Source organism: Aeromicrobium sp. 10G20-16, from assembly GCF_055809665.1.
Genome location: NZ_CM147919.1, coordinates 2,238,185 through 2,264,750, shown reverse-complemented (window position 1 = coordinate 2,264,750; position 26,566 = coordinate 2,238,185). Strand labels below are relative to the sequence as shown.

General features: G+C 68.1%; 24 protein-coding genes. 6 read left to right on the top strand and 18 right to left on the bottom strand.

Going from position 1 to position 26,566, the window contains the following annotated elements; translation table 11 throughout:
• The first annotated feature begins 1,116 nt into the window (after positions 1–1,116).
• Both AC0L5F_RS11405 and AC0L5F_RS11400 read left to right on the top strand, forming a co-directional pair.
• The gene (locus tag AC0L5F_RS11405; protein WP_473313485.1) at positions 1,117–2,190 is read left to right on the top strand and encodes a hypothetical protein; all 1,074 of its coding nucleotides are present in this window, start codon (positions 1,117–1,119) and stop codon (positions 2,188–2,190) included.
• A 22-nt stretch (positions 2,191–2,212) separates the two neighbouring features.
• Positions 2,213–3,058, top strand: coding sequence for a carboxypeptidase-like regulatory domain-containing protein (locus AC0L5F_RS11400; protein WP_473313484.1), 846 nt, complete (start codon positions 2,213–2,215; stop codon positions 3,056–3,058).
• A 14-nt stretch (positions 3,059–3,072) separates the two neighbouring features.
• On the opposite strand, the gene AC0L5F_RS11395 is transcribed toward AC0L5F_RS11400, so the two are convergent.
• The 12 genes from AC0L5F_RS11395 to AC0L5F_RS11340 form a co-directional block, all read right to left on the bottom strand.
• The gene (locus AC0L5F_RS11395; RefSeq protein ID WP_473313483.1) at positions 3,073–3,822 is read right to left on the bottom strand and encodes an enoyl-CoA hydratase-related protein; all 750 of its coding nucleotides are present in this window, start codon (positions 3,820–3,822) and stop codon (positions 3,073–3,075) included.
• A gap of 8 nt (positions 3,823–3,830) precedes the next feature.
• On the bottom strand, positions 3,831–4,991 hold the full coding sequence (locus AC0L5F_RS11390; RefSeq protein WP_473313482.1) for an acyl-CoA dehydrogenase family protein: 1,161 nt from the start codon (positions 4,989–4,991) through the stop codon (positions 3,831–3,833).
• Positions 4,988–6,934, bottom strand: coding sequence for an acetyl/propionyl/methylcrotonyl-CoA carboxylase subunit alpha (locus AC0L5F_RS11385; RefSeq protein ID WP_473313480.1), 1,947 nt, complete (start codon positions 6,932–6,934; stop codon positions 4,988–4,990). The genes AC0L5F_RS11390 and AC0L5F_RS11385 overlap by 4 nt, the downstream gene beginning before the upstream one ends.
• Positions 6,935–7,337: 403 nt before the next feature.
• Entirely contained in the window at positions 7,338–8,921 is a 1,584-nt protein-coding gene (locus AC0L5F_RS11380) for an acyl-CoA carboxylase subunit beta (RefSeq protein ID WP_473313479.1), read from the bottom strand.
• 198 nt (positions 8,922–9,119) lie between these two features.
• On the bottom strand, positions 9,120–12,011 hold the full coding sequence (locus AC0L5F_RS11375) for an acyclic terpene utilization AtuA family protein (protein WP_473313478.1): 2,892 nt from the start codon (positions 12,009–12,011) through the stop codon (positions 9,120–9,122).
• On the bottom strand, positions 12,008–12,802 hold the full coding sequence (locus tag AC0L5F_RS11370; protein ID WP_473313477.1) for a TIGR03084 family metal-binding protein: 795 nt from the start codon (positions 12,800–12,802) through the stop codon (positions 12,008–12,010). Before AC0L5F_RS11370 ends, AC0L5F_RS11375 begins: the two co-directional genes overlap by 4 nt.
• A complete protein-coding gene (locus AC0L5F_RS11365; RefSeq protein ID WP_473313476.1) occupies positions 12,799–13,419 on the bottom strand; it encodes a TetR/AcrR family transcriptional regulator in 621 nt (206 codons plus the stop codon). The genes AC0L5F_RS11370 and AC0L5F_RS11365 overlap by 4 nt, the downstream gene beginning before the upstream one ends.
• Before the next feature lie 340 nt (positions 13,420–13,759).
• The gene (locus AC0L5F_RS11360; protein ID WP_473313475.1) at positions 13,760–14,341 is read right to left on the bottom strand and encodes a vWA domain-containing protein; all 582 of its coding nucleotides are present in this window, start codon (positions 14,339–14,341) and stop codon (positions 13,760–13,762) included.
• A 183-nt stretch (positions 14,342–14,524) separates the two neighbouring features.
• A complete protein-coding gene (locus tag AC0L5F_RS11355) occupies positions 14,525–16,405 on the bottom strand; it encodes a hypothetical protein (RefSeq protein ID WP_473313473.1) in 1,881 nt (626 codons plus the stop codon).
• Positions 16,402–17,178: a hypothetical protein gene (locus AC0L5F_RS11350; protein ID WP_473313471.1), complete on the bottom strand. Its 777-nt coding sequence runs from the start codon at positions 17,176–17,178 to the stop codon at positions 16,402–16,404. Before AC0L5F_RS11350 ends, AC0L5F_RS11355 begins: the two co-directional genes overlap by 4 nt.
• The gene (locus AC0L5F_RS11345; RefSeq protein WP_473313470.1) at positions 17,172–17,432 is read right to left on the bottom strand and encodes a hypothetical protein; all 261 of its coding nucleotides are present in this window, start codon (positions 17,430–17,432) and stop codon (positions 17,172–17,174) included. The genes AC0L5F_RS11350 and AC0L5F_RS11345 overlap by 7 nt, the downstream gene beginning before the upstream one ends.
• A gap of 127 nt (positions 17,433–17,559) precedes the next feature.
• Positions 17,560–18,015, bottom strand: a complete 456-nt coding sequence (locus AC0L5F_RS11340; RefSeq protein WP_473313469.1) for a hypothetical protein — start codon at positions 18,013–18,015, stop codon at positions 17,560–17,562.
• 29 nt (positions 18,016–18,044) lie between these two features.
• On the opposite strand from AC0L5F_RS11340, the gene AC0L5F_RS11335 reads away from it, so the two are divergent.
• The 3 genes from AC0L5F_RS11335 (at position 18,045) to AC0L5F_RS11325 (ending at position 19,422) form a co-directional block, all read left to right on the top strand.
• Positions 18,045–18,197 (top strand): hypothetical protein, encoded by a 153-nt coding sequence (locus AC0L5F_RS11335; protein ID WP_473313468.1) that lies wholly within the window; start codon positions 18,045–18,047, stop codon positions 18,195–18,197.
• Between the two features lie 19 nt (positions 18,198–18,216).
• Positions 18,217–18,441: a hypothetical protein gene (locus tag AC0L5F_RS11330; protein WP_473313467.1), complete on the top strand. Its 225-nt coding sequence runs from the start codon at positions 18,217–18,219 to the stop codon at positions 18,439–18,441.
• 150 nt (positions 18,442–18,591) lie between these two features.
• Entirely contained in the window at positions 18,592–19,422 is an 831-nt protein-coding gene (locus tag AC0L5F_RS11325; RefSeq protein ID WP_473313466.1) for a hypothetical protein, read from the top strand.
• A gap of 38 nt (positions 19,423–19,460) precedes the next feature.
• Here the strand turns inward: AC0L5F_RS11325 and AC0L5F_RS11320 are convergent, their stop codons facing one another.
• The 6 genes from AC0L5F_RS11320 to AC0L5F_RS11295 all read right to left on the bottom strand — a co-directional run bounded on the left by AC0L5F_RS11320 (position 19,461) and on the right by AC0L5F_RS11295 (position 25,070).
• Complete coding sequence (locus AC0L5F_RS11320; protein ID WP_473313465.1) at positions 19,461–20,453, bottom strand: hypothetical protein; 993 nt, start codon at positions 20,451–20,453, stop codon at positions 19,461–19,463.
• 66 nt (positions 20,454–20,519) lie between these two features.
• Positions 20,520–20,783 carry a hypothetical protein gene (locus AC0L5F_RS11315; protein WP_473313464.1) on the bottom strand — a complete coding sequence of 88 codons (264 nt, stop codon included), beginning with the start codon at positions 20,781–20,783 and terminating at the stop codon, positions 20,520–20,522.
• Between the two features lie 227 nt (positions 20,784–21,010).
• Complete coding sequence (locus AC0L5F_RS11310; protein ID WP_473313463.1) at positions 21,011–21,247, bottom strand: hypothetical protein; 237 nt, start codon at positions 21,245–21,247, stop codon at positions 21,011–21,013.
• Between the two features lie 2,552 nt (positions 21,248–23,799).
• On the bottom strand, positions 23,800–24,057 hold the full coding sequence (locus tag AC0L5F_RS11305; RefSeq protein ID WP_473316189.1) for a hypothetical protein: 258 nt from the start codon (positions 24,055–24,057) through the stop codon (positions 23,800–23,802).
• Between the two features lie 7 nt (positions 24,058–24,064).
• A complete protein-coding gene (locus AC0L5F_RS11300; RefSeq protein ID WP_473313461.1) occupies positions 24,065–24,667 on the bottom strand; it encodes a transposase in 603 nt (200 codons plus the stop codon).
• 46 nt (positions 24,668–24,713) lie between these two features.
• Complete coding sequence (locus AC0L5F_RS11295) at positions 24,714–25,070, bottom strand: hypothetical protein (protein ID WP_473313460.1); 357 nt, start codon at positions 25,068–25,070, stop codon at positions 24,714–24,716.
• Positions 25,071–25,989: 919 nt separating this feature from the next.
• On the opposite strand from AC0L5F_RS11295, the gene AC0L5F_RS11290 reads away from it, so the two are divergent.
• The gene (locus tag AC0L5F_RS11290) at positions 25,990–26,490 is read left to right on the top strand and encodes a hypothetical protein (RefSeq protein ID WP_473313459.1); all 501 of its coding nucleotides are present in this window, start codon (positions 25,990–25,992) and stop codon (positions 26,488–26,490) included.
• Positions 26,491–26,566 lie beyond the last annotated feature (76 nt).

Genomic DNA, 26,566 nt, shown 5'->3' with positions numbered 1-26,566 from the left:
AACAGCTTGACCATCCGCGACGAGCCCTTGGCCGCCGCGGCCACCGGATCGTCGTGGCGCGCCGCCTTGATCCCGTCGACCACCTCACCGAGCGATCGCAGCGTCACGCTGGTCTCGCCGAGACTCGGCAGCACCCGCTCGATGTAGTTCATGAACACCGACGACGGCCCCACCACGAGGACGCCACCGGACTCGAAGCGTCGGCGGTCCGAGTACAGCAGGAAGGCCGCCCGGTGCAGCGCCACCACGGTCTTGCCGGTGCCCGGACCACCGCCGATGGTGGTGACGCCGCGGATCGGCGCACGGATCGCCTCGTCCTGCTCCTTCTGGATCGTGGCGACCACCGAGTGCATGGAGGAGTCACGGGCCCGGCTGAGGCTGGCCAGCAGCGCCCCCTCGCCCACCACGACCATGTCGTCGGGGGCGTGGTCGGCGTCGAGCAGGTCGTCCTCGACGCCCACCACGGTGGAGCCGCTGCACCGCAGCACGCGGCGACGGACGACGCCGGCGGGGTCCTGCGCAGTGGCCTGGTAGAACAGCGAGGCAGCCGGGGCACGCCAGTCGATCAGCAGGATCTCGCGATCGGCGTCCCGGACGCCGATGCGACCGATGTAGCGGGAGTCGCCATCGAGCATGGACAGGCGCCCGAATACCAGCCCGTCGTGCGCTGCGTGCAGCGCCGACAGTCGCCGCGACGCCTGGTAGACCATGGCGTCGCGCTCGACCAGGCCTCCTTCGTTGCCCACGTGCCCTCGGGCCATGCCCTCCTTGACCAAGGATCTGGCCACCTCGGCGGACGCCTCCAGCCGTTCGTGCACCGTGTCGACGTACGCCTGCTCTGCTGCGATCTCCGCGCGCTCCGCGTTCTTGGAACCCACCCCACTCCTTCACCCCGGGAACTCCTGGCGCATGCCGGTTCGGGGAACTCACCAGTGTAGGCGGCGGCCGGTGGCGGTCGGCACACATCCGCCGGACGAGACACCCCGAGGTACGCTGACAGGACCTTGGTCCCCGACAACGAGCTCACCATGCTGCCCGACACGCCTCGCGCCTGCGCACCCACGCCGCCTTCTCCCCACATACTGGAGCGACGGCATCCGAGGTGTGAGGACCACAATGATCCACCGCAAGCGACCGGTGGACCAGGACTCGGACTTCCTGAGACGCATGGTCGAGGAGGCATCAGGCATGCAGCCGAACGCCGACTCGCCACCGCCGCGGCACCGCGGCCCGTACGTCGACCGCCCGCCGTCCTCGACGCCGGCGGAGATGGCCGGACCCTCGCGGTCCACCGAGCCGGGTTCGATCGTGTACTCCCCCGATCCCGGTCGGTTTCGCCCCACCACCTCCGCGCCGGACGAGCCCGGTGTCGGCTTTCGCTCCACCCGACAGGTGCGTGCTGAGATGAGTCCTGTCATCTATCGCCCCGCAGGCTCCGGCCCCGACCGCGAGCCGGAGCGCCCGCCCCGCGTCTCCATCGCCGGTCCCGGCGTTCCTACGGCAGCCGAGTTCGCCGACGAGACCTCTCCTGACCAGACCCCCGACACCGCGACCCCGACCGAGATCCCGCCCGTTCCCGCCGGATTCGACGAGGATCCGGAGATCGACGACGACGAGCTCGCCGCCGAGGCCGACGACGACCTGCTCCTCGACGACGCCCCGCCTGCCGACACGGGGGCCCTCCCCGACGACGAAGAGGTCGGTCCCCCGGTCACCGCGACGCCCGCACCCGAACCGCCGATCGAGACCCCGCGCCGCAAGTCTCCGCTGCAGCGCCGTCGTCGCCGCATCCTCGGCCACGCCGACGATCCACCGCAGGCCACCGCCGCCGAGCAGCTCGCCCGCCGCATCGACGAGGCGCAGGCACCCGCCGAGACCAACCCAGCAGGATCGAGCACTGCAGAATCCAGCACGGCAGAATCGAGCACTGCAGCGACCGCCGACGTCGAGGAGTCCGCGGCCACCGAGCACCCGGTCGCCGAGCCCGTCGCGCCGCCGATCCCACGGCGGCGTCGTGTCCGCAGCCTGCACATCGAGCCGCCCCCGGTGGGCCTGCCCGAGGAGGACAGGATCACGCCGGAGCGGGCTCCCCGCGAGCCCGTGCCGCGCGAGCCCAGCGCGCCCGAGGAGGTCGAGACCGATCCCTCCTCCGTCGCCGACGAAGCTTCCCGCGACCGTCCCGACCCCTGAGGACGAGGCGATCGATCACGCGGTGACCGACCAGCCAGACAGCGCGGACGACGTCGAGCCGTCACCCGCGCTGGAGTCCGAAGACCCTGACCCGCGGTGGCGCCAGGTCGCACCGCCGCGACTCGGCGGCCCCACCGACCGGGCTCCGGACGACGAGCCGGTCGCGGAGCCGCCGGCGGAGCAGCCGTCCGACGCCGAGGCACGCGACGATCACGCCGAGTCCACCGACTCACCTGAGTCCACCGACGCACCCGGGTCGACCGACGAGTCGCCTGCGCGCCACGTGCGCGAGACCGCAGCCATCAGCGGCCACGTCGTCAGCTCGCGCAGCCGCGGCCTCAGCGGCATCTCGGTCGTGGCCGTCGACGCCGACGACCACGTGGCCGGTTCGGCCATCACCGGGCGCCGCGGACTGTTCGTGATCGAGAACCTGTCCGGCGGCACCTACCGCCTCGCGGCTCGCGACACCGTCGACGGTGACTTCGCCGACGGATGGCACGGAGGCAACGACGCCACGGAGGCCCAGGAGCTGCAGGTCGACGAGGACCGCACGCTGCCGGACGTCGACGTCACACTGCTGGGGCGGGTGGCCATCGACGCCGAGGTCGACGTCCGCCACAAGAAGACCGTCGTCGACATCGAGGTCACCGACCGCACCACCGGGCTCCCCGCCGAAGGCACCATCGTCATCGGCACCAAGCAGTTCCGCACCGAGGTCCCGCTCACCAGCGGCCGCGCCACCATCACGCTGTTCGGCTCCACCCACGACTGGGACACCGAGGACGAGCGCATCGATCCACGCCTGCGTCTGGAGTACCAGGGTTCACGCCACAGCAGCGCCGCCACGCGAACGATTCGCCTGCACTGACGCTCGGCGGGCGCTCATCCCTTGCGACGCTCCAGGAAGGCGAGCATCGCGGCGCGTGCCTGGTCGCTGCCGAACAGGGCCGCCGACTGCGCGGCCAGCTCGGGGCCGAGGGCGTCGATGCGGGCCAGCAGCTCGCGGTTGAGCAGCTTCTTGGTCTCGCGCAGCCCCTGTGGGTAGCCGAGCGCGAGGTCGGCCAGCACGGACGCGACCTCGTCGGCCAGCTGGTCGTCGGGCACGACCCGGGTGACCAGGCCCAGCTCGGCGGCCTCGGCCGCCCCGAACGTGCGGCCGGTCAAGAACACGTCGGCCGCTGCGCGGTCGGTGAGGCGCGGGAGCAGGCTCGCGCTGATCGCCGCGGGTGCCAGTGCGAGGCGCACCTCGGTGAGCGCGAACGTGACCGACTCGGCCGTCAGCACGATGTCGGCGGCGCCGACGACCCCGAGCCCACCGGCACGCACGGGGCCAGCCAGCTCGACGACGACGGCAGCGCCGAGTCCGGCGATCCGGCGCTGCATGTCGATCATCGCGAGCGCACCCTGCTCCATCCCGTCGGCGGCGGCCTCGGACAGGTCGGCGCCGGAACAGAACACGCGTCCGGCGGACCGAATCAGCGCCACCTTGACGTCGGGGTCGGCGTCGACGGTGGCGAGGTGGTCGCCGAGCTCGGTGACCAGCTGACGGCTCAGCGCGTTGCGGTTGTGCTCGCTGTCGAGCGTGATGGTCGCGACGCCGTCGGCGATCTCCAGGTGGACGAGTTCCCTCATCATGCTCCTCAGTAGGACTTGGGCAGACCCAGCGAGAACTGGGCGATGAAGTTGAGCACCATCTCGCGACTCACCGGAGCGATGCGCGACAGCCGCGATCCGGCCAACATCTGCACCAGACCGTACTCGTTGGCCAGGCCGTTGCCGCCGTGCGTCTGGATGGCACGGTCGACCGCGTTGCAGACCGCCTCACCGGCGGCGTACTTGGCCATGTTGGCGGCCTCGCCGGCTGCCATCGCGTCGCCGGCCGCGTACAGCGCAGCCGCCTTCTGCGTCATCAGTCGGGCCATCTCGATCTCGATGTAGGACTGCGCCAGCGGGTGGGCGATCGCCTGGTGACCACCGATCGGCGTCTTCCAGACCTGGCGCTGCTGGGCGTACTCGGCCGCCTTGGCCAGGGCGAGCCGCGCGGTGCCGAGCGCGAACGAGGCGCCCATGATGCGCTCGGGGTTGAGGCCGGCGAACAGCTGCTCGATGCCGGCGTCCTCGCTGCCGATCAGCGCATCGGCCGGCACCCGCACGTCGTCGAAGAACAGCGTGAACTGCTTCTCCGGCGACACGATGCCCATGTCGATCTCGGAGTACGAGAAGCCCGCCGAATCGGTCGGCACCAGGAACAGCGCCGGCTTGAGGTTGCCGGTCCTGTGGTCGGCCGTCCGCGAGACCACCAGCACGTGGCTGGCCTCGTCGACGCCGGAGATGTAGTACTTGGTGCCGTTGAGCAGCCAGTCGTCGCCGTCGCGCGTGGCGGTGGTGACGATGTTGTGCGAGTTGGAGCCGGCGTCGGGCTCGGTGATGGAGAACGCGAACGTCGAGGAGCCGTCGGCCAAGCCCGGCAGCCAGCGCTGCTTCTGCTCCTCGGTGCCGTACTGGGCGATGATCGTGCCGACGATCGCCGGCGACACGACCATGAGCAGCAACGGGCTGCCGGCGGCCGCCAGCTCCTCGCACACCGCGGCGAGGTCGCCGATGTCGCCGCCGCCTCCGCCGTACTCCTCGGGCACGGCGACCCCGAGGTAGCCCAGCTTGCCGGCCTCGGTCCACAGCTCGGTGGTCTTGCGACCCTCGGCGGCCGCCTTCTCGAAGTAGTCGCGGCCGTACTTGGCGCCCAGCGCGGCCACGGCCTTGCGCAGCTCCTGGCGCTCCTGCGTCTCGGTGAACGTGCTCATGTCTGATCCTCTTCCTCGGTGGTGGACTCGATAACGGCCAGGACGGTGCCGGACTCGACCTGTGCGCCGGCGGCGACGTCCAGCGCGGCGACGACGCCGTCGGTCGGCGCGGTGATGGTGTGCTGCATCTTCATGGCCTCGAGGACGACGACGACGTCGCCCTTCGTGACCTGTTGGCCCTGCTCGACGGCCACGCTGACCACCGACGCAGGCATGGGCGCCAGCAGCGATCCCTCGGCGACGACGTCGGCCGGGTCGACGAACCTCGGGATCGGCGTGAACGAGCGCGAACCGTCGGGGCCGCACACGTCCACATCGTCGGAGTCCTCGTACTCGCTGACCATGAAGGTACGGCGTACTCCGTCGATCTCGAGCGTCACCTGGGCCGGTGCCGCCTCGACGACCGTGACGCCGTCGATGTCGAAGGCTCCACGCCGGACGACGTAACGGATTTCGATCGGCTCGCCTGTGCCGATCCGATAGGTACGCACCTGGTCCTGTGAGATCACGTTGCGGAACCCGACGGGGATGCCGGCAAGCACCTTCGCCTCGAAGGCCGCGCGGGATGCCTGTCCGACGGCAGCCGCCACGGCGTACACGTGATCGTCCGACTCGTCTGTCCGGACCCAGTCCGCGAGTCGCTCGGCCAGCAGGGCTGTGTGCACACGCTCGGCCCTGAACTCTTCGTCTGCGAGAACGGCGCGAAGCAGGTTGATGTTGGTCACGACACCGTGGACGTGCGCCCCGCGAAGTGCACGGTCGAGCCGACGGATCGCAGCGGCGCGGTCCCGGCCGTGCGCGATGACCTTCGCGATCATCGCGTCGTAGTGGATCCCGACGACCGACCACGCCTCGACCCCGGAGTCGACCCGGACGTCACCCTCGATCTCGAACGATCGGATCTCACCGGTCTGCGGCGCCCAGTCGTCGGCGGGGTCCTCGGCGTAGAGGCGCACCTCGACGGCATGCCCGTGCGGCTCCCAGGTGGCACCCGGATCGAGAGCGCCTCCCTCCGCGACCTCGATCTGGTGCGCCACGAGGTCGAGACCGAAGACCTCCTCGGTCACCGGGTGCTCGACCTGGAGGCGCGTGTTCATCTCGAGGAAGAAGACGCGCTCCCCTTCCGATCGAGACTGGTCGACGAGGAACTCGACCGTGCCGGCGCCGACGTACCCGACCGCCTCGGCCGCGGCGCGGGCTGCGTCGTGCAGCGTGGTGCGGGCGGCGTCGGACAGGTTCGGCGCGGGCGCCTCCTCCACGACCTTCTGGTGGCGGCGCTGGATCGAGCAGTCGCGGTCGCCGACGATCCAGGTGGTGCCGTGGGTGTCGGCCATGACCTGCACCTCGACGTGGCGGGCGCCGGGCAGGTAGGGCTCGACGAAGACCGTCTCGTCGCCGAACGCCGATCGTGCCTCCGCGCCTGCGGCGGTCAGCTCACCGGCGAGATCGGCCGGGTCGGTGACCACGCGCATGCCACGCCCGCCGCCACCGGCCGACGCCTTGACCAGCAGCGGGAAGTCGGCCGGCTTCGCGGTGTCGGGGTCGACCTCGAGGATCGGCACGCCGGCGGCCTTCATCAGCTCCTTGGCGCGGATCTTGGAGCCCATCTGGTCGATGGTGTCGGGGTTCGGTCCGATCCAGGTGAGCCCGGCGTCGATCACGGCGCGGGCGAACTCGGCGTTCTCGGACAAGAACCCGTAGCCGGGGTGAACGGCGTCGGCTCCGGCGCGGCGAGCGGCCTCGATCACCAGGTCCCCGCGCAGGTAGGTGTCGGCCGGGCTGTTGCCGGGCAGCCGCACGGCGCGGTCGGCCTCGCGCACGAACGGCGCGTCGGCATCGGCGTCGGAGTGCACCGCCACGGTGGCGATGCCCAGGTCGCGACACGTGCGGAACACCCGCCGCGCGATCTCCCCCCGGTTCGCCACGAGAACTGAGCTGATCATGCGCTTCCCCTTCCGTTCGCCAGCGACGAGCCCTGCGAGGAGCGTGCGCGAAGCGAGGCGAACCACAGCCGCGCAGCTCCCGGTCGCCCCGCCTCGGTCGCTGGCGCTCCCTCACGCTCGGCCGCAAACGGCCTCCCTGGCGAGCAGTACCCGTTCGCCAGCGACGAGCCCTGCGAGGAGCGTGAGCGAAGCGAGGCGAACCACAGCCGGGCAGCTCCCGGTCGCCCCGCCTCGGTCGCTGGCGCTCCCTCACGGTCGGCCGCAAACGGCCTCCCTGGCGAGCAGTACCCGTTCGCCAGCGACGAGCCCTGCGAGGAGCGTGAGCGAAGCGAGGCGAACCACAGCCGGGCAGCTCCCGGTCGCCCCGCCTCGGTCGCTGGCGCTCCCTCATAGATGCCGGGCCTCACAGGCGGAACACCCCGAAGCCGTCGGCGCCCTTGACCGGGCGCGTGTGGATGGCCGACAGGCAGATGCCGAGGATCGTGCGGGTGTCGCGGGGGTCGATGACGCCGTCGTCGTAGAGCATGCCCGACGTGAAGTACGCGAGCGACTCCTTCTCGATCTGCTCCTCGATCATCGCCCGCATCGCGGCGTCGCCCTCCTCGTCGTAGGGCTGGCCCTTGGCCTCGGCGGCGCCGCGGGCCACGATCGAGATGACCCCGGCCAGCTGCGCCGGCCCCATGACCGCGGACTTCGCATTCGGCCAGCTGAACATGAAACGCGGGTCGTACGCTCGCCCGCTCATGCCGTAGTGGCCGGCACCGTAGGAGGCGCCCATCACGATCGAGATGTGTGGGACGGTCGAGTTCGACACCGCGTTGATCATCTGCGCGCCGTGCTTGATGATGCCGCCCTGCTCGTACTCGGCGCCGACCATGTAGCCGGTGGTGTTGTGCAGGAACAGCAGGGGCGTGTCGGTCTGGTTGGCCAGCTGGATGAACTGCGCCGCCTTCTGCGCCTCCTGGCTGAACAGCACGCCCTGCGCGTTGGCGAGGATGCCGACCGGGTAGCCGTGCAGCTGGGCGAACCCGGTGACCAGGCTGGACCCGTACAGCGGCTTGAACTCGTCGAACTCGGACGCGTCGACCAGGCGGGCGATGACCTCGCGCGGGTCGAACGGCGTCTTCGGGTCCGTGGGCACGACCCCGAGCAGCTCCTCGGGGTCGAGGACGGGCTCGTCGTAGCTGGCCACCGGCGCGGCGCCGGACTTGCGCCAGTTGAGCCGTCGAACGATGGAGCGGCCGAGGCGGATCGCGTCCCGCTCGTCGACGGCCAGGTAGTCGGCCAGGCCCGAGGTGCGGGCGTGCATCTCGGCGCCACCGAGCGACTCGTCGTCGGACTCCTCACCGGTGGCCATCTTGACCAACGGCGGACCGCCGAGGAACACCTTGGCGCCCTCCTTGACCATGACCACGTAGTCGCTCATGCCGGGCACGTAGGCGCCGCCGGCGGTGGAGTTGCCGAACACCAGCGCCACGGTGGGGCGACGGTCGGCGCTGGCGCGGGTGATGTCGCGGAAGGATCGGCCGCCCGGGATGAAGATGTCCTTCTGGGTGGGCAGGTCGGCGCCGCCCGACTCGACCAGGTTGATGGTGGGCAACCCGTTCTCGGCGGCGATCTGCGCCGCGCGGTGGCCCTTCTTGAGCGTGCTGGGGTTGGAGGAGCCACCCTTCACGGTGGGGTCGTTGGCCACGATCATGCACTCGACGCCCTCGACGACGCCGATGCCGGTGATGATCGACCCGCCGACGGCGAAGTTCGTGCCCCAGGCCGCGAGGGTCGACAGCTCGAGGAACGGTGCGTCGGGGTCGATCAGCAGCTCGATGCGCTCGCGGGCGGTCAGCTTGCCGCGGGCGTGGTGACGCTCGACGTACCGCTCGCCGCCTCCGGCCAGCGCCTTCGCGTGCTGCTCGGCCAGGTCGGCGACCCGCTCCAGCATCGCCGCGCGGTTGTTCGCGTACGTCTCGCTCGTGGTGTCGACGCTCATCGGGCCGAGCCCTTCGCCAGGGAGCGCCTCGCTGCGCTCACGCGGCTCGTTCCTCGCCGCTGGCGACCGACCCATTCGCTCGCCAGGGAGCGGAGCGACCGTGAGGGAGCGAGGGACGAGCGACCGAGGCGTGGTGCGCTCACGCGGCTCGTTCCTCGCCGCTGGCGACCTGTGAGTCCATGCATCGTCGTCTCCATCTCAGTAGCCCAACAGCTTCGCGGCGAGGTCCTTCATGACCTCGGTGGCGCCACCGCCGATGCCGAGGATGCGGGCGTCGCGGTAGTGGCGGTCGATCTCGGACTCGCGCATGTACCCCATGCCGCCGAAGATCTGCACGGCCTCGTGCACGACGAACTCGACGCAGGCGACCGACTGGTTCTTGGCGACGACGGCGTCGAGGATCAGCGACGGGTCGGTCTTGGGGGTGTCGAGGGCCCGCTCGAGGGCGCGCCGGGTCAGCTCACGCGCGGCGGCAGTGCGGCTGTGCATCTCGACCAGCTTGTGCCGGATCACCTGTCGGGTGATCAGCGGTCGACCGAACGTGTCGCGCTCGCGGGCGTACGCGACCGCGAGGTCGAGGGCGCGCTGGGCGGTGGCGTAGGACTGCACCGCGAGTCCGAGACGCTCGCCCACGAACTGCTGCATGACCAGGTAGAAGCCGCCGTTCTCCTCCCCCACCAGGTTCGCGACCGGGACGCGCACGTCGTCGAAGGCCAGCTCGGCGGTGTCGGAGCAGTGCCAGCCCATCTTGCGCAGGCTCTTGCTGACGGTGAAGCCGGGTGTGTCCTTGTCGATGACCAGCAACGAGATCCCGCCGTGGGACTCGCCCCCGGTCCGCACGGCGGTGGTGACGAAGTCGGCGCGGACGCCCGACGTGATGAACGTCTTGGACCCGTTGACCACGTAGTGGTCGCCGTCGCGCACCGCGCGGGTGCGCAGGTTGGCGACGTCGGATCCGCCGCCGGGCTCGGTGATGCCCAGGGAGCCGATCATCTCGCCGGCCAGGGTGGGCCGGACGTAGCGATCGATCAGGTCCTGGTCGCCGGAGTCGATGATGTGCGGCACCGCGATGCTGTGGGTGAACAGGCTGGCCTGCAGGCCGGTCGAGCCGCCGGCGGCGAGCATGGCCTCGGTGACGACGCACGCGTCGATGACGTCGCCCCCGGCACCACCGACCTCCTCGGGGTAGCCGACGGCGAGGAAGCCGGCCTTGGCGGTGTCGAGGTGCAGATCGCGCGGCAGCTGGCCGTCGTCCTCCCACTGCGCCAGGTGCGGCACGATCCGGTCGCGGGTGTAGTGCTCGACCGCGCCGCGCAGGGCGGTGCGCTCGGGGGTGTCCCAGATGGTCATGAGATCAGCTCCTTGCCGATGCAGCTCTGCAGGAATCGAGACGACGCGGGCCCGGAGCCACTCGCCGACGGCCTTGGCCTGCGGGTCGAGACGGGTCGACGACGCGACTCCCTCGCCGAGCAGGCCGTGGATCACGATGTTGACGCCGCCCAGGTTGGGCAGCGGGTGGACGTCGACCGCGAGGTCAGCGGCCTCGGGCAGCAGGGTCTTCACGGTGTCGACGTCGAGCAGGTCCAGCAGCCACGCGACCGCGGCATCGCGCTGCGGGTGGTCGGCCGGGATCCACACGCCGACGTTCGCGTCGCCCCCCTTGTCCCCCGACCGCGCGTACGCCACCTCGCCGAGCGGCGCTCGGTTCCCGCTGAGACTGACGTTCTGACGCGACTCGCCAGCGTGTTGCGGTCGAAACGTCAGGCTCAGCGGGTCCTTGACCACTGGCGTGGGTGGGATGGGTTCGCGGCGGCCGTCGGCGTGGACCACGACGTGGGGCACGTCGGTCTGCGGCAGGTAGGCGGCGCGGTAGACGCCGAACGGGGTTCCGGCCGACGGCGGGCGCGACACGGTGAATCCCGGATAGCTGGCGAGGGCCACCTGCACGGCGGCGTCACTGAAGGCGCGGCCCACCGGTTCTGGTTTCGCGCTGCGCACGTCGCAGCGCAGGTAGGAGGTCGCCTGCGCCTGGGTGGGCGGGTCGGCGACGTCGGTGCGGTCGAGGTGCCACGTGATCTCGTCCGGCGGCAGCGCCGCGAGCGCGCCCTCCATCTGGGCGGTGATCCAGGCCGCCTTCGCGGGGATGTCGAGCCCGGTGAGCAGCAGCTCGACGCTGTTGCGGAAGCCACCGAGCGCGTTGAGGCACACCTTGGTGGTGGCCGGCGGGGCCGAGCCGCGCACGCCGCTGATGCGCACCCGGTCGTCACCGACCTGCGTCAGCTCGATGCTGTCGAGGTGCGTGGCCACGTCGGGATTCAGGTACACCGGGCCCTGCACCTCGTACAGCAGCTGGGCGGTGACGGTGTCGACGGTGACCGCGCCGCCGGCCGCGGGGTTCTTGGTGATGACGGTGGTCCCGTCGGCCGAGATCTCGGCGATCGGGAAGCCGAGCGGGCGTGAGGTGTCCAGGGTGGTGAAGCCGGCGAAGTTGCCGCCCGTGGCCTGGGTGCCGCACTCGATGACGTGCCCGGCGACGACGGCACCGGCCAGCGCGTCGAGGTCGTCGCGTCCCCAGCCGAAGTGCGCGACGGCCGGACCCACGACGACGGACGCGTCGGTGACCCGACCGGTGACCACGATGTCGGCACCGGCCTCCAGAGCGGCCGCGATGCCGAACGCACCGAGGTAGGCGTTGGCGGTGAGCGCGTCACCGAAGTCGTCGGACGCTCCGCGCACGTCGTCGCCCTCGACGTGCGCGATCGCGACGGCCAGGCCCTGCTCGGCGGCGATCTCGCGCAGCTTCTCGGCCAGCCCGGCGGGGTTGAGGCCGCCGGCGTTGGTCACGATCTTGACTCCGCGCTCCTGCGCGAGCGCCATGCAGTCGGTCATCTGGCGCACGAAGGTCTTGGCGTAGCCGAGGCTCTCGTCCTTCATGCGGTCGCGGCCGAGGATCAACATGGTCAGCTCGGCGAGGTAGTCGCCGGTCAGGTAGTCCAGCTCGCCCCCCTCGAGCATCTCGCGCATGGCCGACAGTCGGTCGCCGTAGTAGCCCGAGCAGTTGCCGACCCGGATGGTGCCTGCGCCGCTCATGCGCGATCTGCCAGAGGAAGCGGGTCGTTGCCGGGGAGCCCGGCGAAGGTCTGGGCGATGTCGAGCCACTCGTCGGCCGCGGCACCGGTGGCGTGCACGTCGACATCGTCGCGATGGCGGCGGCGCGTGGCCAGCAGGGCGAAGTCCCATGCGTCGCCGGTGACCCGGTCCACAGCGTCCTCGGCTCCCCACGTCCAGGGCTCACCGGTCGGGGCGGTCAGCTCCACCCGCACGTCGACGGCCGGCGCCTCCTTGCTGCGCATCAGGTACGAGAAGCCGCGAGTGCGCACTCCCAGGTGGCACACGTGCCGGACCCGGTCGGTGCGCGGCACGTCGGTGCCGAGGGCGTCGGCGACGTCGTGGCTGTGCGCCCATGTCTCCATGAAGCGAGCCGTGGCCATGGACGTGGCGCTCATCGGCGGACCGAACCAGGCGATCTTCTCGCCGTCGGGAACGCCCCGCAGGGCGTCGGCCAGGGCGGCGCGACCGGCGCGCCACTGGGCCAGCAGCTCGGCCGGAGGTGTCTGCGCCACGCGCTCGGCCTCGGCGTCGACGAATCCGAGCGGGTCGGCCGACGCTGTGGCCATCAGGGCCTCGAAGCCCTCCCCGCCCTCGATCGCGGTGATCGACGCGTCGTCGGTCCAGTGCAGGTGCGCGACCTGGTGGGCGACGGTCCAGCCCTCCGGGGTGGTGACGGTCGACCACCCTGCCGGGTCGAGGTCGGCGACCCAGGCGTCGAGCTGGTCGCTCTCGGCAGCGAGATCCGCCAGCACGTCGTCGAGGGTGCTCATCGCACGTCTCCATCCTTCTCGAGAGCGGCGTCCAGCGTGGTGGCCCACGCGTCGAGCACGGCGCCGCGGCGGGCGGCGTCGTCGCTCAGGGAGTTGGCCAGGCCCAGCCCGCGCAGGAGGTCGAGCGTGGCCTGCACGAGCCGGCGGTTGTCGCCGACGGACTCGTCGACGCCCAGCAGCTCGACGGCGTAGGCGTGGGTCTCGCGGCCCACGCGACGCTCCAACGGGGCGACGGCGGCGCGCAGGTCGGCGTCGGTGCGCGCGGCCACCCACAGCTCGAGCGCGGCGTAGAAGACCGGCGACGTGAACTGCCCGCTGAGCACCTCCAGCACGGCACGGGTGCGGTTCTCGGTCGGCAGGTCGATGGTGCGCATCTCGTCGCGACGTCGCTCGGTGAGGTGTGCGACGGCCGCGACCACGAGGTCCTGCTTGGTCGGGAAGTGGTGCAGCTGCGCTCCCCTGCTGACACCGGCGCGCTGGCTGACGACCGTCGTGGTCGTGCCCGACCAGCCCAGCTCGACCAGCGACTCGACCGTCGCCTCCAGCAGCCGCTGCCGCATGGCGCGCGTGCGCTCGGTCTGCGGCACCCGCTCGCGCACGTCGGGCTGACTGGTCACCCCGACAGCATGCATCAACTCGAACAAACAGTCAATCTTGTTTGTAATTACCCCTGTTCTGTACCATCGGGGTCGAGCTCACGGCGAACGCGCTCGCGCAACTGTGCTGCCAGCAGGGGCTTCGGCCGTCGATGGGCCGAGTCGGGTCGTGCTTCGACGACACCGCCACCGAGACGTTCTTCTCGAGTCTGAAGTGCGATACCCCCCCCCGCGCGAGTTCTACGGCACCCTCCACCCGAGGCAGTCGTGCTGGAGTCGTTCAACGAGGCATACAACCATGAGCGACCACACAGCTCGGCAGGAATGATGTGGCCGGTCAAGTCGACCGTCGACTGGTCACTCAGCGGCTCCGCAGGTCCTGCCCCGTCGCCTTGGAGAGCGCCGTGGCGATCGCCACGGCGGTTCGACCGACGTCGTCGCCTGACGCTTCGACGGTCGAACTGTACGGAAACACGTCAGACCATCTGTCCGGCGCGTCACCGCCGGCTGGGTTGATGAGAGTCATCCCGCTGATGCTTGCCCTACGCATCGCTTGGTCAGCGCTGGCCTCATCGAGCGGGTTGATCAGCCCGTCCGACAGAGCCACGATCCACCCTCTGCATCTCGAGCGAGGCAGAGCTCCGATCTTCTCCATCGCGTCAGCAATGTCGGTGGAGTCCCCGGTGAGTCGTGGGACGGTCACCGTCCCCAGCTGAGACGAGCTGAGGCGCTCCGACGGGAGCGATACGGCGGCCTCGACGACGAAGTCGATGACCGTGATTTCGTCGTCGTCTCGCATGTTCTGGGGAGCCCACCTGATGATTTCGTCGAGTGCCCGCTCGCGGCTGGTGGTGAACTTCGCCATCGATCCTGATCTGTCACGCAACACCACCAGTCGGACACAACCGGGGGCTCGCGGCCCGAACATCTCGACGTCAGACACGCTCGCCGGCTCGTCCGAGCGGTGGCACCACCCCAAGAGGAGGAGCAGCGGAATCAGCAGGAGCAGCCAGGGCCAGCGCCGTGCCAGCCACGACCGCTGTTCCGCCTGGTCGCCGCGTGTTCCGACCACCCCGGGCGCCCCAGGGGCCGGCGCCGTTCCAGTGGGATTGTCGAACATCGACGCTCAGGCCGACGGGCGCGAGCTACCCGAACCGCCGTCATTGGCCATCGAATCTTCCAGGACCCGTTCGGACGCTTCGCGCTCTTCGGCCGACGGCGGACGGTCACTCCCCGGATCGGGCATCGGGAAGAAGATCGGGTCGGACAGGGTGACCTCCTCCACCTCGTCGAGCTCTGCGGGCCGACGATAGAAAGGCTCTTCGATGCCGAACTGGCTGAGAACGTGGTGCAGGATCGCCTGCGGGTTCTTGAACATCATCCAGGTCCCATCGAGAGTCGAGTCTCCATCGGAGTCGACCATCTCCGGAACGGTGCGTTCTCCCAGGTGACCGACGCTCTCGTCGACCCACCGTCGCCGGCCGAAGTGGTCATCCTGGTCAAGGGCCGGGTACTCCAGCCCCGTCGAGGCCAGTGGCATGGCCGACTTGTCGTGATCATCGACAGGCCCGACGTGCGGAATGGTGGCGTAGGCGATGAACGGTTGAAGGTCCGGGTGCTCGTTGGCGATGACGTGTCGCATGTAGTGGACCGTCGCGTAGTACGTCGTGACGATCTCAGAATCCCAGTGCGCCGCGGACCGGGTCAGCTGGATGAGCCTCTCTGCCTCGTTGTAGAAGGCGCCGGCCAGCAGGATCAGGCCTTGGTACGTGTGGTCGCGATGCGCCATCGCCTCGTTCTTTGCATCTTCCAGATGGTGAAGATTGTGTGCCGGGAGACCGTGGTCGAACCACTCTCTGAGGAAGAAGTAGAGAGAGATTCCCAGCTGGAACAGCAGGAAGAACCAGAACCACAAGCGGCGCTGCGAAGGCAGCTTATCCTCGTCCGCGGCCAGCTGCTTCGCGGCGACATCGGCTGCGGCCTTGGCCTCGTCGAGCTCGGCGATCGCACTCTGAGCGGCTTGGCCGTTGTTGCCCTCCGCGCTGGTGGCGACAGCGGTCTGAGCGGTGTCCACTGCCGCGGAGGTCCGAGCGGCCTCGACGCGTGATGCCTCGACTGGCTTGTCCACGATCTCGGCCGCCCGAATGGACGACAGAGGCAGGATGATCAGGAGCAGCACGATGCCGAGAATGACGCCCACAGCCCGCGAGCCCATGTCCTCCACGTGCTCCATGTGGACCTTGCGGACGATGTGGAAGTTGGGACGGAGCCCAGCTTCCTTATACGCGTCTTCCTCGAACTTGTGATGCCGCGAGAACCCTTCCTTGAGGCCGACGGCTGTGTAGTGCGGGACGAGCACCATCATCAGGATGAGACCGAGGCCCATGAACATCGCGATCGCCTTGCCCTCCCGCGTCGCGTCTGCGTAGGACGCGAAGGCGAGGTACGAAATGACGGCCTCGGCGAAGATGAAGACCAACGCGAATGCGTACTTCGTGAACTTGTAGCGTTGTGACTTGAGGCGCGAGAAGCGCATGAGCTCTGCCTCGTCCTGCTGGACGTCGTCATACACCTTGGCGTACCGACGCTTCGCCGCGACGGCCTCGAGATCAGCCTGGCGCAGCAGGTCCCACTGAGCAGCGATGAGAGTGGCCTGCTCCTCGAGCCGCGCCGCGGAGTCGCGCGAGCGAGCATTCGCCCACTGAGCCAGCCGCTGCCGCAGCGTCTCGTGCTGGTGCGCCTGGAAGCGCTCGTAGGGGAACGCCATCCGGCCGTCGTCCCAGATCTCGGGCGACAACGGTTGGGCGGCCACGACATGAGCCTCGTTCTGGGCGGCCCATCGAAGGTTGGCCAGCTCCTCCACGAAGATCGGGTTGAGGCCGTCGCCAGGCGGGTCGTCCGGATTGCCCTCGCCCATGCCGGCCGACACGGGGCGATCGATCTTCTGCGGCCGGCCACCCTCCTCCGAACGTCCGAACCAACCCCGCACCCTGTTGATGAAGCTCACGACGCACCCTCCCGAACACTGGTCTTGGCCGAGGCCACCGCGGCGTCCAACGCGGGAGGCCTGAGGAACTCAAGATCGCGAGACACCAACCGGTCGGCCGTGAAGTCGGAACGGCGCGCCAGCTTCTTGTTGTACATGTCGGTGTACCGCCCCCAGAGCAAGCGCCCTGACGCCACCGCTCCTGCCCACTTCTCTTCAGCGTCCGCACGCAGGTCGCCCTGCGCGGTCACCACTTCTGCGCGTTGCTGCTTGAGCGAACGGATCTTGTCCTTCGCCTCACCGATGGCGCCTTTCAGCGCATCGACTTCTGCCTGCCGGGCAGCGATCCGCGTGGCGGCAGCTGCCGCCACTCGACGATGTTCGAGGAGCTCGACTGATCCGTTCAGGTCGTACTTGTTGGCTGCCGTCGGCGCCTCGACGTCGGGTTTCGCTGGAGGCTGCTCGAGGTCTCTTGCTTCCAGCTGCTGCAGCTGCGACGTCTTCTCATCCACGAGTTCGTTCGTCAGAGCGATGTCGGAGTCGATGCCATCGATCGTGCGCTGCATCTCGTCGTGCGCAGCGACGAGATCCTTGGAAATCATCGTGCCCGCGCTGTCGACCGCACCGGCGACCACCGCTCGAAAACTCTCGATCGGCGCTTCTCGTCGACCATCGCGCCGACCCACCCGGGTCATGGTGCGGAGCATCGGTCGGTCGATGTGGCCGTCCTTGAGATCGGTCTCGATGCGATTGGCCAGCTCCTCCAGCGCGAGGCCGAACCAACGACTCAGCATGAACTCGGCACCGCCTCGACCTGATAGTTGTAGGCGCACAAGGATCCTCCGCCAGCGGCCACGTAAGACTGCCAGAACGTCTCAGCCGCCGCGTCCAGCCACTGCGGGACCTGCCTCTTGTCCGCCGTGACACCCGCCTTCACACCAACGAAGGTGAGGTCGACACCGTTGAGGTCGGGAATCACGTCGAAGCTCTTCTCGATGTCCAGCCAAGCGGCCGGATCGGCGTCCGACTCCTTGGACTTCGTGGTCATCTGGATTCCTTCAGAGGTCTGGTACCCGTCAGTGAAGACGACCAGGTACCGGCTGCCGGCCTTGATGTCGTTGGCTTCGGAATAGCCCTTGAGCGAGTCGGCGGCAGCGTCGATGGCTGCAGCGATGTCACTGCCGCGGCCCCGGCCGGCAGGAGCCGACAGCGCTGTGTCGACCGCCGACCGAGCCTGGCCCAGACGCTCGTCGAGCTGCTTCGCCCTGTCCGGCCGTCTCCGGCTTCTTCATGACCAACTCGAAGGGCGGCGAGTCGCCGGAGGCCGACAACAACTTCTCCTTCGCGTTGTCGAAGTAGTAGACCGCGACGGAGCCCTTCTTGGCCTCGCACGTGTCGATCGCTCGCCGAGCCGCCGTCCGGTAGGTGTCCAGACGGTCGGGTGCGATGGACGAGCCGGTCCGGTCGACGACCAGGAAGCACGCCGCTTCAGGCTTCTCGTCGGTCTCCGGCCACAAGATGAAGGCGATCAGGCCGACGAGCACCAGCGCGACGACGGTCGCGAGAACAGCGACCGGGTTGATCCCGCCCCGCTTGGCACCGGGCAGGGACAATGAGTTCGAGCGGGCCATGTCACATCTCTCCGTCTCAGCGTTTCGTCGTGTTCGACATCGAAGGCAACCAAGAAACTAGCAGCCGGTTCGACGGCGTGGGCCCGTTCACGCAGAAATCCTGTCTGATCGACGAGTCGTTGGCCAGAGGGAGACAATTTCGCTCGCGAGCTGGAGGAAATTTCACCCATGAGCTGGTCTGATGGCCACTAGTGTGTCGGCATGCCTGACGCCCAGTACCCCGCATCTGACCTCATCCGGGAACGTGTGCTGAGCATTCGCGCGGTCCTCCGCGGACTTTCGGTCGTCCCGAAGTCTCGACGTCCGAAGCCTCCCCCCGAGCGGATCTTCGAGAACTCGACGATCGTGACGTCGCCCGACATGCAGGGCTTCTACATTCTCGAGTGGACGGGCCTCGACAAGGAACAACACCTTGTCGGGTTCTGACGGTGCCCGACCTACGACAGCCACTTCGCAATCCCCCACCGACCGAGGAGTCATCATGATGATTCACATGGCGAAACACCTTCGCGGCTACGTCTGCCGAGGATGCGGCAACGTGATCACGACGCCGAACTCGTACAAGAAATGCCCTGTGTGCGGGATCAAGTACAACTGACAGATCTTCTCGGATCGGTCGTCGTCCTCGTCGCGGTCGCTGGCATCTTGTCGTTCATGGTCGTCGGCAGTCGACCCTTCAAGGTTGACCGCCGTTACAGAGCGGGTGGCTATCCCCGGTCGGCGCGACGAGTTGGAGGGCTTCGCGCCTACAGCGCCGACGGGGCCGGCTTCTTGTGGCTACCCCCTCTCATCGGGCTCTTGGCACTGGCCAGCTTCTACGGTCCCGGGTCCCGCGGGGCAATCACGGCCGGGTCACTGTTCGGGTTGATGATGGGCCTGAGCCCGCGCCGCGGACACGGAGCAAGCATCAGGAACGTCGCCCTCAGCATCCTCGGCGTCGTGGCGGCATTCGCAGCCTTTGCAGGCATGTTCACTACCTCGTCGTGTGGCTCCGACGTGGGTGCACGAGCAGTCACCTTCATCGCGATGACGACGTTGTTCGGTGCGGGCCTCCTGCTGGGCAGTCTGCGAGGCGGCTTGAACAGCACGGTCGGTCTCGAGATCTTCGCACTGGTCGAGACGGCAGTCTTCTTGACCTCACCGTTCGGAGTTGACGTCGACCGGTGGGATCGCCTGCTCCTTTCGGCGCTCGCACTGAGCATCGGATTCGTGACCGCGATCGCGCCCCGCCTGGTGTTCGGGATGCTCGGTGCCGGGATCGCGGTCGTGACGCTCTACGGATCGACTCTGACGTCGTCAGGCTGCTCGCTGGACGGATCCGCGGACCAGGTTCTGGTGGTGGCCTCAGGTATCGCGGTCTACGGGGTTGTGCGATTCCTCGTCAGAGCTGTCACGGGAGGACGATAGGCCGAGCTTCGAGGTTCACGCCGCTCGGCCCACCCTCGTCAGCCGCGGGTGGAGGTGAACAGCTCCACCGCGTCCGGGTGACCGAGCACACGACCGAAGACCCCGAGGAACTCCCCCTGCTCGATGTTGTGATTGCGGCTGGGCGGCTTGCCATCGTCGTCGATCCATCGGGTGAACTCGAGCTTCTTCTTCTCGAGGGCATCGAGCAGAAAGGGCTTGGCCTCGTCGCGGATGTCCATCTGGCCGAGCCTGATCGCATCCATGGCGATGTCAAGGTCACGAATGACCTTCCGGGCGATGTCCAGCTGCATGTCGGGGAGTCGCAAGACCGTGCCGCCGAGCAGATGCAGTCGGTCCCCCTCCTCGCGCAGATGATTGAGCGCAGCGATGAGGTCGTTCAAGTTCGCGAAGAACTTGTGGTAGTCGCTGTACCCGGCGTACATCACAGCGGTGTCGATGTCGATCCCGTCGTGCAGGTACTGCCACACGAGGTGCCTCCGGCCACGGTGGAGGTAGGCGCCCAACGGCTTCTCGCGGCCCGACACGCCGACGAACCGCACTGGATGCACCCAGCTTCCGCCTCGCCCGACCACCCCGTCGACGGGACCGACCTCGCCGGAGGCGAAGCGAAGTATGTCGTCGATCTCCTCGGTCGACTTGCCCCACAGCGGAAGCGGACCTCCGACCAGCTCCGCCGCCAAGACGGCCGAGAGACTGCGGTCGTCATCCACGTCCGCGGTCCGAAGCACGAGGCGCACATCGTGTCGGGACGTCTTGGCCCATCGAGAGACCTGGACGACGGCGACGAGTCCCCCCGCCGGACCCGGACCCTTGTGGCCGAGGTCGAGATCGATCACGGCGGCGGCGATGTCGTACGGAGGGGCCGGCCAGCCGTGGGGCCGACGACCCGCCTCGAGATCCTCGAGGTGGCTCAGGTCGTCTGTGTGGAGGACCCGGTGTCCCTCGGCTTGGCATGCCGCACTGAAGACGGCGAGCTCGCCGTCCTTATCGTCGACGAGCAGAAGATCCATGAGTGACATGCTGCCAACTCCCGCCTGCTGGTGGTGGGACTTCGACGAAGGTCTTTTCCCCTACGGCTACAGCCGGCCCCACGCGACCTTGCCGATAACCCAACAGAGGGCGCAGAAAATGATGGTCTTGACGGGCTCGTTGAGGGCGGCCATCACGAAGTGGCCCACACCGTCGAGGGACGCCACGGCGAGCGCTGGCACCATCCCGTCGAACGACTTGTAGGCCCACCAGTACTGGACGGCGTACACGACGAACGGGAGCAGCAGGGCCACAGCGCACCCGAGCCGGATGACCGTCCATCGACTGACGCGCTCGCGGAACTCGTCCACGCCTCCATCCCGCCGGTGCAACCGAACGTCACCGCGATCGACACGAGCTCGGGTGGTGCCGAATCCAGCGTCGAACTCCACCTGCAAGCTGAACCAGCCATCCTCGAGAACGACGCCCTTGGTGCCTGGGCTGATCCCCGTGTCGTTGAGGTGGTCGGTAAAGGTGTGCTTGATCGTGCGTCGGGCGACGACCCAGTCGCCCGCGCGCGGACCTCCCCACGACAACATCAGGGACGAATACGAATCTTGGGCGGCTTGGGCGTCGGGACGCGCGGACGCATCCGCTCGGTGTTCTCGTTGTCGATTCCCTCACGCAGCTCGGCGCGTCGACGGTCGTTGTCCATCTCGCCGGTGTCGCTCAGCTCTTCGGTCTGCACGGTCTTGCGCTGATCGTCGACCTCGGCTGCGGTGTGCGGCTGGAAGTACCAGATCGATCCAGACGCCAGACCAGCCACTACCGCCACGCCAGCGGCCTTTTCCCTGAAGCCCACCCATTCATCCTTCGCGCCGGTTCACTACGTTGCTCGCTCATCCTGACACGGACGGATCCGAGGTCGTGGGGAAATCTTGCTCATGCGCGCACCCCCGCCTGCCGCGGCGGATCGCCAGCGTCAAGGGACGATTCACCGCAACGTGGCGATCGACGCAACAGGTCGCTTGCTTCGTCCCACAGCTCGACCCAGTCGCGCGAGTGGTCGATCTCGTCGATCCAGTCCTCACCTGACGGTGACACGGCGGCCAGCCCGGCAAACCACGCCGCCGTGCCGCGACACAGACGGGCTCGTCCTCTGACCTGCACCTGGAGGCGCTCACTCGTGCCCGGCAATGACAGGTGCCCACTTCCCAGACCGACGTCGACCAAGAACTGCTCGGCCGCACGATCGACCGACCGAGCCGGTGAATTCTCCAGCGCCCCACCCATGTCCGACGACGCCCAGACCTCGGCTACAACGTCGGGAAACCGACCAAGGCGATCGACTGGGGCGTCAAGATGCCCGACTTCGACGCTTGGACGCCGACGCAGCCGAAGGTGCACGCAAGGACCTCACAGCACTCGATCGTCAGCTACGACGCGATCCGCCGATGCCGCCCTCCCGTATATGGCGCTCCCTCGTCCGCTTGGTGACGTCGATCAACGACGGCGGCGCCGAGCCCGACGGATGGGGCCCCCTGAGCACCAGGACCGCAAACCGGTCCTCGCAGCTGCCATGGTTCAACCCTCGGCGGCGAGTCCAGTCACGAGCGACATCCCGGGGACCTCGCCGAAGCACGCAACACTGGAATCGCAAACGCAGCCATCAACCTAGCTCGCCGGCGCCGCCACGCCCCTCTGGTTGCTCTCGATGACGCAACCGGTGTCGTCCTGACTGCCCAGCGCCTCGCCTCCGAGGGCAACGAGCGCGACAGCACCCGTCTGGACGAACAGCTCAGCACGCTGTCAGCAACGAAAGTCGCTGGCGCCCGCAGCCTGCTGGACCAGATCGGCAGCCGCGTGATCGGCGCAGCCATCAGGGCACGATTCGACACGGAGCGCTGGACGGAGTGGGCGACCGGCCCATCTGAGGGGGACGCGCTCGACTGGAGTCAAGCCGAGCACAAGTTCCGCAAGCCCACACTCATCGGCATCGCCGTCTGCGCCGTCCTCGCCCTGATCTGGGCCGCCGTCACCTACTTCGCTCGCAACGTCCTCCCAGCCTGGCTCACGGCCCCGCTCGGTTTCATCGCGGTTGGCGCGGCTGGCGGTGGTCTACCTCCTTTGGAGCGTGTATGCGTTCTTCCGCGCTTACAGCGCCTTCCTCGAACGCGGCCGCCGTCGACTCGAGGTCCGTCGGCACTGGCTTGAGCGCGCCCAGGCAGCCATGCGTGAGCACGCCCGCCTTCGAATCGCACGCGTGATGACGACAAAGTGGTTGGACATCCTCGCCGCGATTTACCCTCCCAGCGAGACGGTCGTCCGTTCCGTCGACAGGACCATGCCCCCAACAGCCCCGAAGGTCATGGCAGCGGCGCTACCTATCTACAGCGATCAAGAGATCACCAAGTGGCTTATCGACGAGGCCGCTGAAGTCGGCTGCCGCATGCGGGCACTGGAGCGAGTCGCGTCTACCGCGTTGGGAAGCTTCCGCGGCGGACTCGGTCAAGAAACCCGTAGGGGACGACGGCCTCAGGGGTGGTCCACTGCCAGACCTGTGGGAACGACGCGCTGATCTGTGGACGGCTCATGTAGGAGAACTTCGTGTCGAGGTCTATGGCGACGTTGCGCGACGCTTTCTCGAGGGGAGCGCTCGGCAGTCCAGATCCTCACCCCGACCTCGCGAGCGAGTCATCCGGTCCCGTTCGCAGTGTTCGAGGCCGAACCCTGGCCGGATGCTACTGCAGACGACATAGCGAGTTGGGACGAGCGGCTCGACTTCGCCTTGCGAGACGGGCTTTCCGGTGGTGGATCCGGCTCCGTGAGAATGGGCGAGGACCTATGTGCAGGGAGCTTCCGTGTTCAGTTGCGCCGGTCGGGCTCGTTCCAGCAGATGGCGGCGCAGCGACAGACGCCCGGCGCGAGCACTGACGACGATGGCGTCTTCTAGCAGTGTCGCCCAGCCGAGCGTGTGCACTTGTCATGGACCGTGGTCGGGCCATTCACGGAGCCCGTTGGGCGGGGACGGTTCGCGCGCTGTATCCGTCGAATGGCCCAATCCGTGGGCGGGGCTGGGAGCACGCGGGGCTGTCCCGGCTCGGTTGACACCTTGACCTGGCCTACAGGTCGGGCCCAAGACCAAGTGATGAGTCGAGAGCCTGACTGAAAAGTTCTCAGAGGGCTTCGTCGCTACACGCCGGAGCTCGCCACGCGCCGTCGCGTTGGTCTGTTGGCCCTGCTCTTTCCTGCGGACGGCCGCGGTCTTGTCGGGCTGCATGATCGGATTGCATGGTGCACGGACTGACCGTGGGTAGGACGGCTGGCCGGCTGGCGCTGCCGAGCTTCGGTTCTCCGGGTAGCGAAGTCGTGGGCGGACGGGGCGGGTCAGGCGGGTTGTGGGATCGCGGCGATGTTCGCGAAGACCGAGACGACCGCGGCAGCCCAGGACCGCGATTCCGGGATCCGCAACCGAGGTCGGCGCGCGCCGTGGGTGAGCCGGGCGGGCACGTGGAGGACGCGGTAGCGCAGCGCCTTCGGTACACAATTGGCGAGTGCCGTAGCGTCGCCCACCCAGCCCAGGAGTCGGGTCCAGGCGACCAGGTCGGCCGCGATCATCGTCATCGCGAGGCAGGTCTGGTTGATGTCGAACTCACGGGACGGGAACCGGCCCGGGCCGGTGTCCTTGGCGTGCCGGATCCGCGCGCTCCTCGGACAGCGACCGTTGGGCGCCGAGATGGGGTCGGTCGCGGCGGACGATGACCTGTATCCCTTCGGGCCACTTCGCGAGCACGGCCCTGTCGATGAGGCCGGTGAGCTCGGCGACGTCGCCCACACGGACACCGCCGTCGGCATTGATCGCCGCCGTCCAGATCTTCGCAGGGACCAAGTCCATGACGTCACCAAGCTTCGCGGTGATCGCGAAACGTACCGAGTACTCGAGTTTGCGGCCGAGGCCCTTGCCCTGTTCGGTGAGCCATTCCAGCAGGCCGTGGGAGGCGCCCGCACCGGCGCTGCGGATCAGCAGGTTGCGGCGGTGGGCGCCGGGGATCTGGGCGATCGCGTTGGTGAGGACCTCGATGTGGTCGGCAGTGGTGTTCGACCCGGCGTTCCCCGCACGCAGCTTCGCGGCGAGGAGCCCCCGGTCGCACCACACCCCGATCGGGTGGTAGCCGGAGGTCGGCTCGAACGTCGCGGCAGCCATCTCCTTCTCGCTGTGCGCGACCACGGTCGTGGCGTCGATGTCGAGCTCCACAAGATTAGCCAGATCGGTCCCGGCGGCGTTGGATGCCGGAAGTGCGTCAGGCAGTTGCGCCCACACGCGCCGACGGACCCGAGCACGCGCTGTCGCGATCCTCTTGCTTCGGCCGGGCGCGATCGCCTTCCGCGTGCGCCATAGCGTCGGGGCCAAGCGACCGAAGACGCCGGCAATAGTGACGCAGCACGCCGATGTCGGCGATCACCTCGCCACCGGAGGTGAGCATCACCGTGACGTCGGCCAGGACCCGGCTTCGGTCGTGTCCTGGGACGAAGTTCCGGCGGGTCGTCTCCCTGGACGGCTCACCCGTCAATCGGCTCCTGTCGGGCAGAGGTCGGGTCGCGGTGCTGCCCGCGTGGTCCAGCACAACGACGCCATCAGCCGTGACGGACAGGCCCATCGACCACGGAGTACCCTTCACCTACCGAGTGTCTTCCTGCTGGGACTACTTGAACCGTCGAAATGCCAAGTCCTCATGCTCAACGTGCACTCCGGTGTTTTTACGCGCCGATCATGCAGCGGCGTCGTGAACGATCCGGGTTAGGGCTAGCAGGTCAAGTAGACCGCCTACGAGTTCGGTATTGGCGCTGGCCCGACGCTGGAACTCCCGCGGGCGAGTTCCAGTTCGCAATCCTCCGCTGGAGCGAAAAGTGCAAGTTGTCCGGACTCCGGCCACCGTGGGTCCTCCCACGCTGGTCGAGTTTGAGGTGATCCCAACGGCCGCAGACGCGGCACCGTCGCCGCGGCGCCTCGCGACAGCCAACGCGGGGACCGCCTCGCGTCGGTGTAGAGTCTATCTATGTCTCAGCACCTGACTAGAATCAGTCACCCGGTCGAAGGGCGAATCGAGATTGACCGTGGGGATGCAGAGACGGTGCTTGACTGCCGTTGGCCGTTTGATCGGGACACGGATGAGTGGATCAGCATTCGACTCCGGTTTAACTCTCACGAATACAGCAAGGCGATCCGCCTGCTACTTGGGACCGGGCAAGGCCGAGTCGAGGGCATTGACGGAGGCTCCCTGGCGCTCGCCGCGAGAGGGTCCAAGACGACTTTCCACATGTCAGCCCCTGGTCCCCTTGGGCAGCAGTTCATTTACGACGCAGACATCGCTCCACGGGACCTTGTGGCGTACGACATCGACTGAACAGGCGCGCGGACCATCAATGGCAGATATCGCCAGGGCACGAACCTTAGTATCAGAAGCTCAACGACTGGAAGCAACCGGCGACGTCCGGTCGGCCTGCGCCTTATATGAGGAGGCGGCGCGAAATTCCGAGGGACCGACAGTTGCCTGGGCTTTCCACGAGGCCTCGGTAATGGCTCGTAGCGCTGGCGAGCCATCGCAAGCGGTCAACCTTGTGGATCTCGCGCTGAGCAGTTCGCGTGAATGTGGTGAACTCTTGGGGAGGTTGTTGTTGACGCGTGCGCACGCCTTGGGCGAGCTGGGAGAGTTCCAGCGATCCATGGATGACGCAGTCGCCGCGAGCAATGCCTTCGCCGCATGCGGGGCCTCGGTTGAGGCGGACTATGCGCGGAATGCCCAGGCGATCGCATGTATCAACCTGGACCAATTGGACATTGCCGACGAAATACTCGCTTCACTCGCCCAGCCCGGTCATACGCAGCAAGTTCGTAGTCAGGCGTTGAACAATCTTGCGATCTTGCGGGAGCGAGAAGGCAACCTGGTTCGGGCTGTGAATCTCCTTGAAGAGGACCTCAAACTCTGTCAGGCGATTAATGACGCCCGTGGAGTTGAAATTGCACGTCTGAATCTCGAGCGTGTGTCGAGCCTCCTTCGAGGGCGCTGTCCAGAGTGAACCCGGATACACACGACAGCCCTGCTCACCTGGAACTGCCGCCGATGGTGGACGTCCTACGTGAGTCTGCGGACCG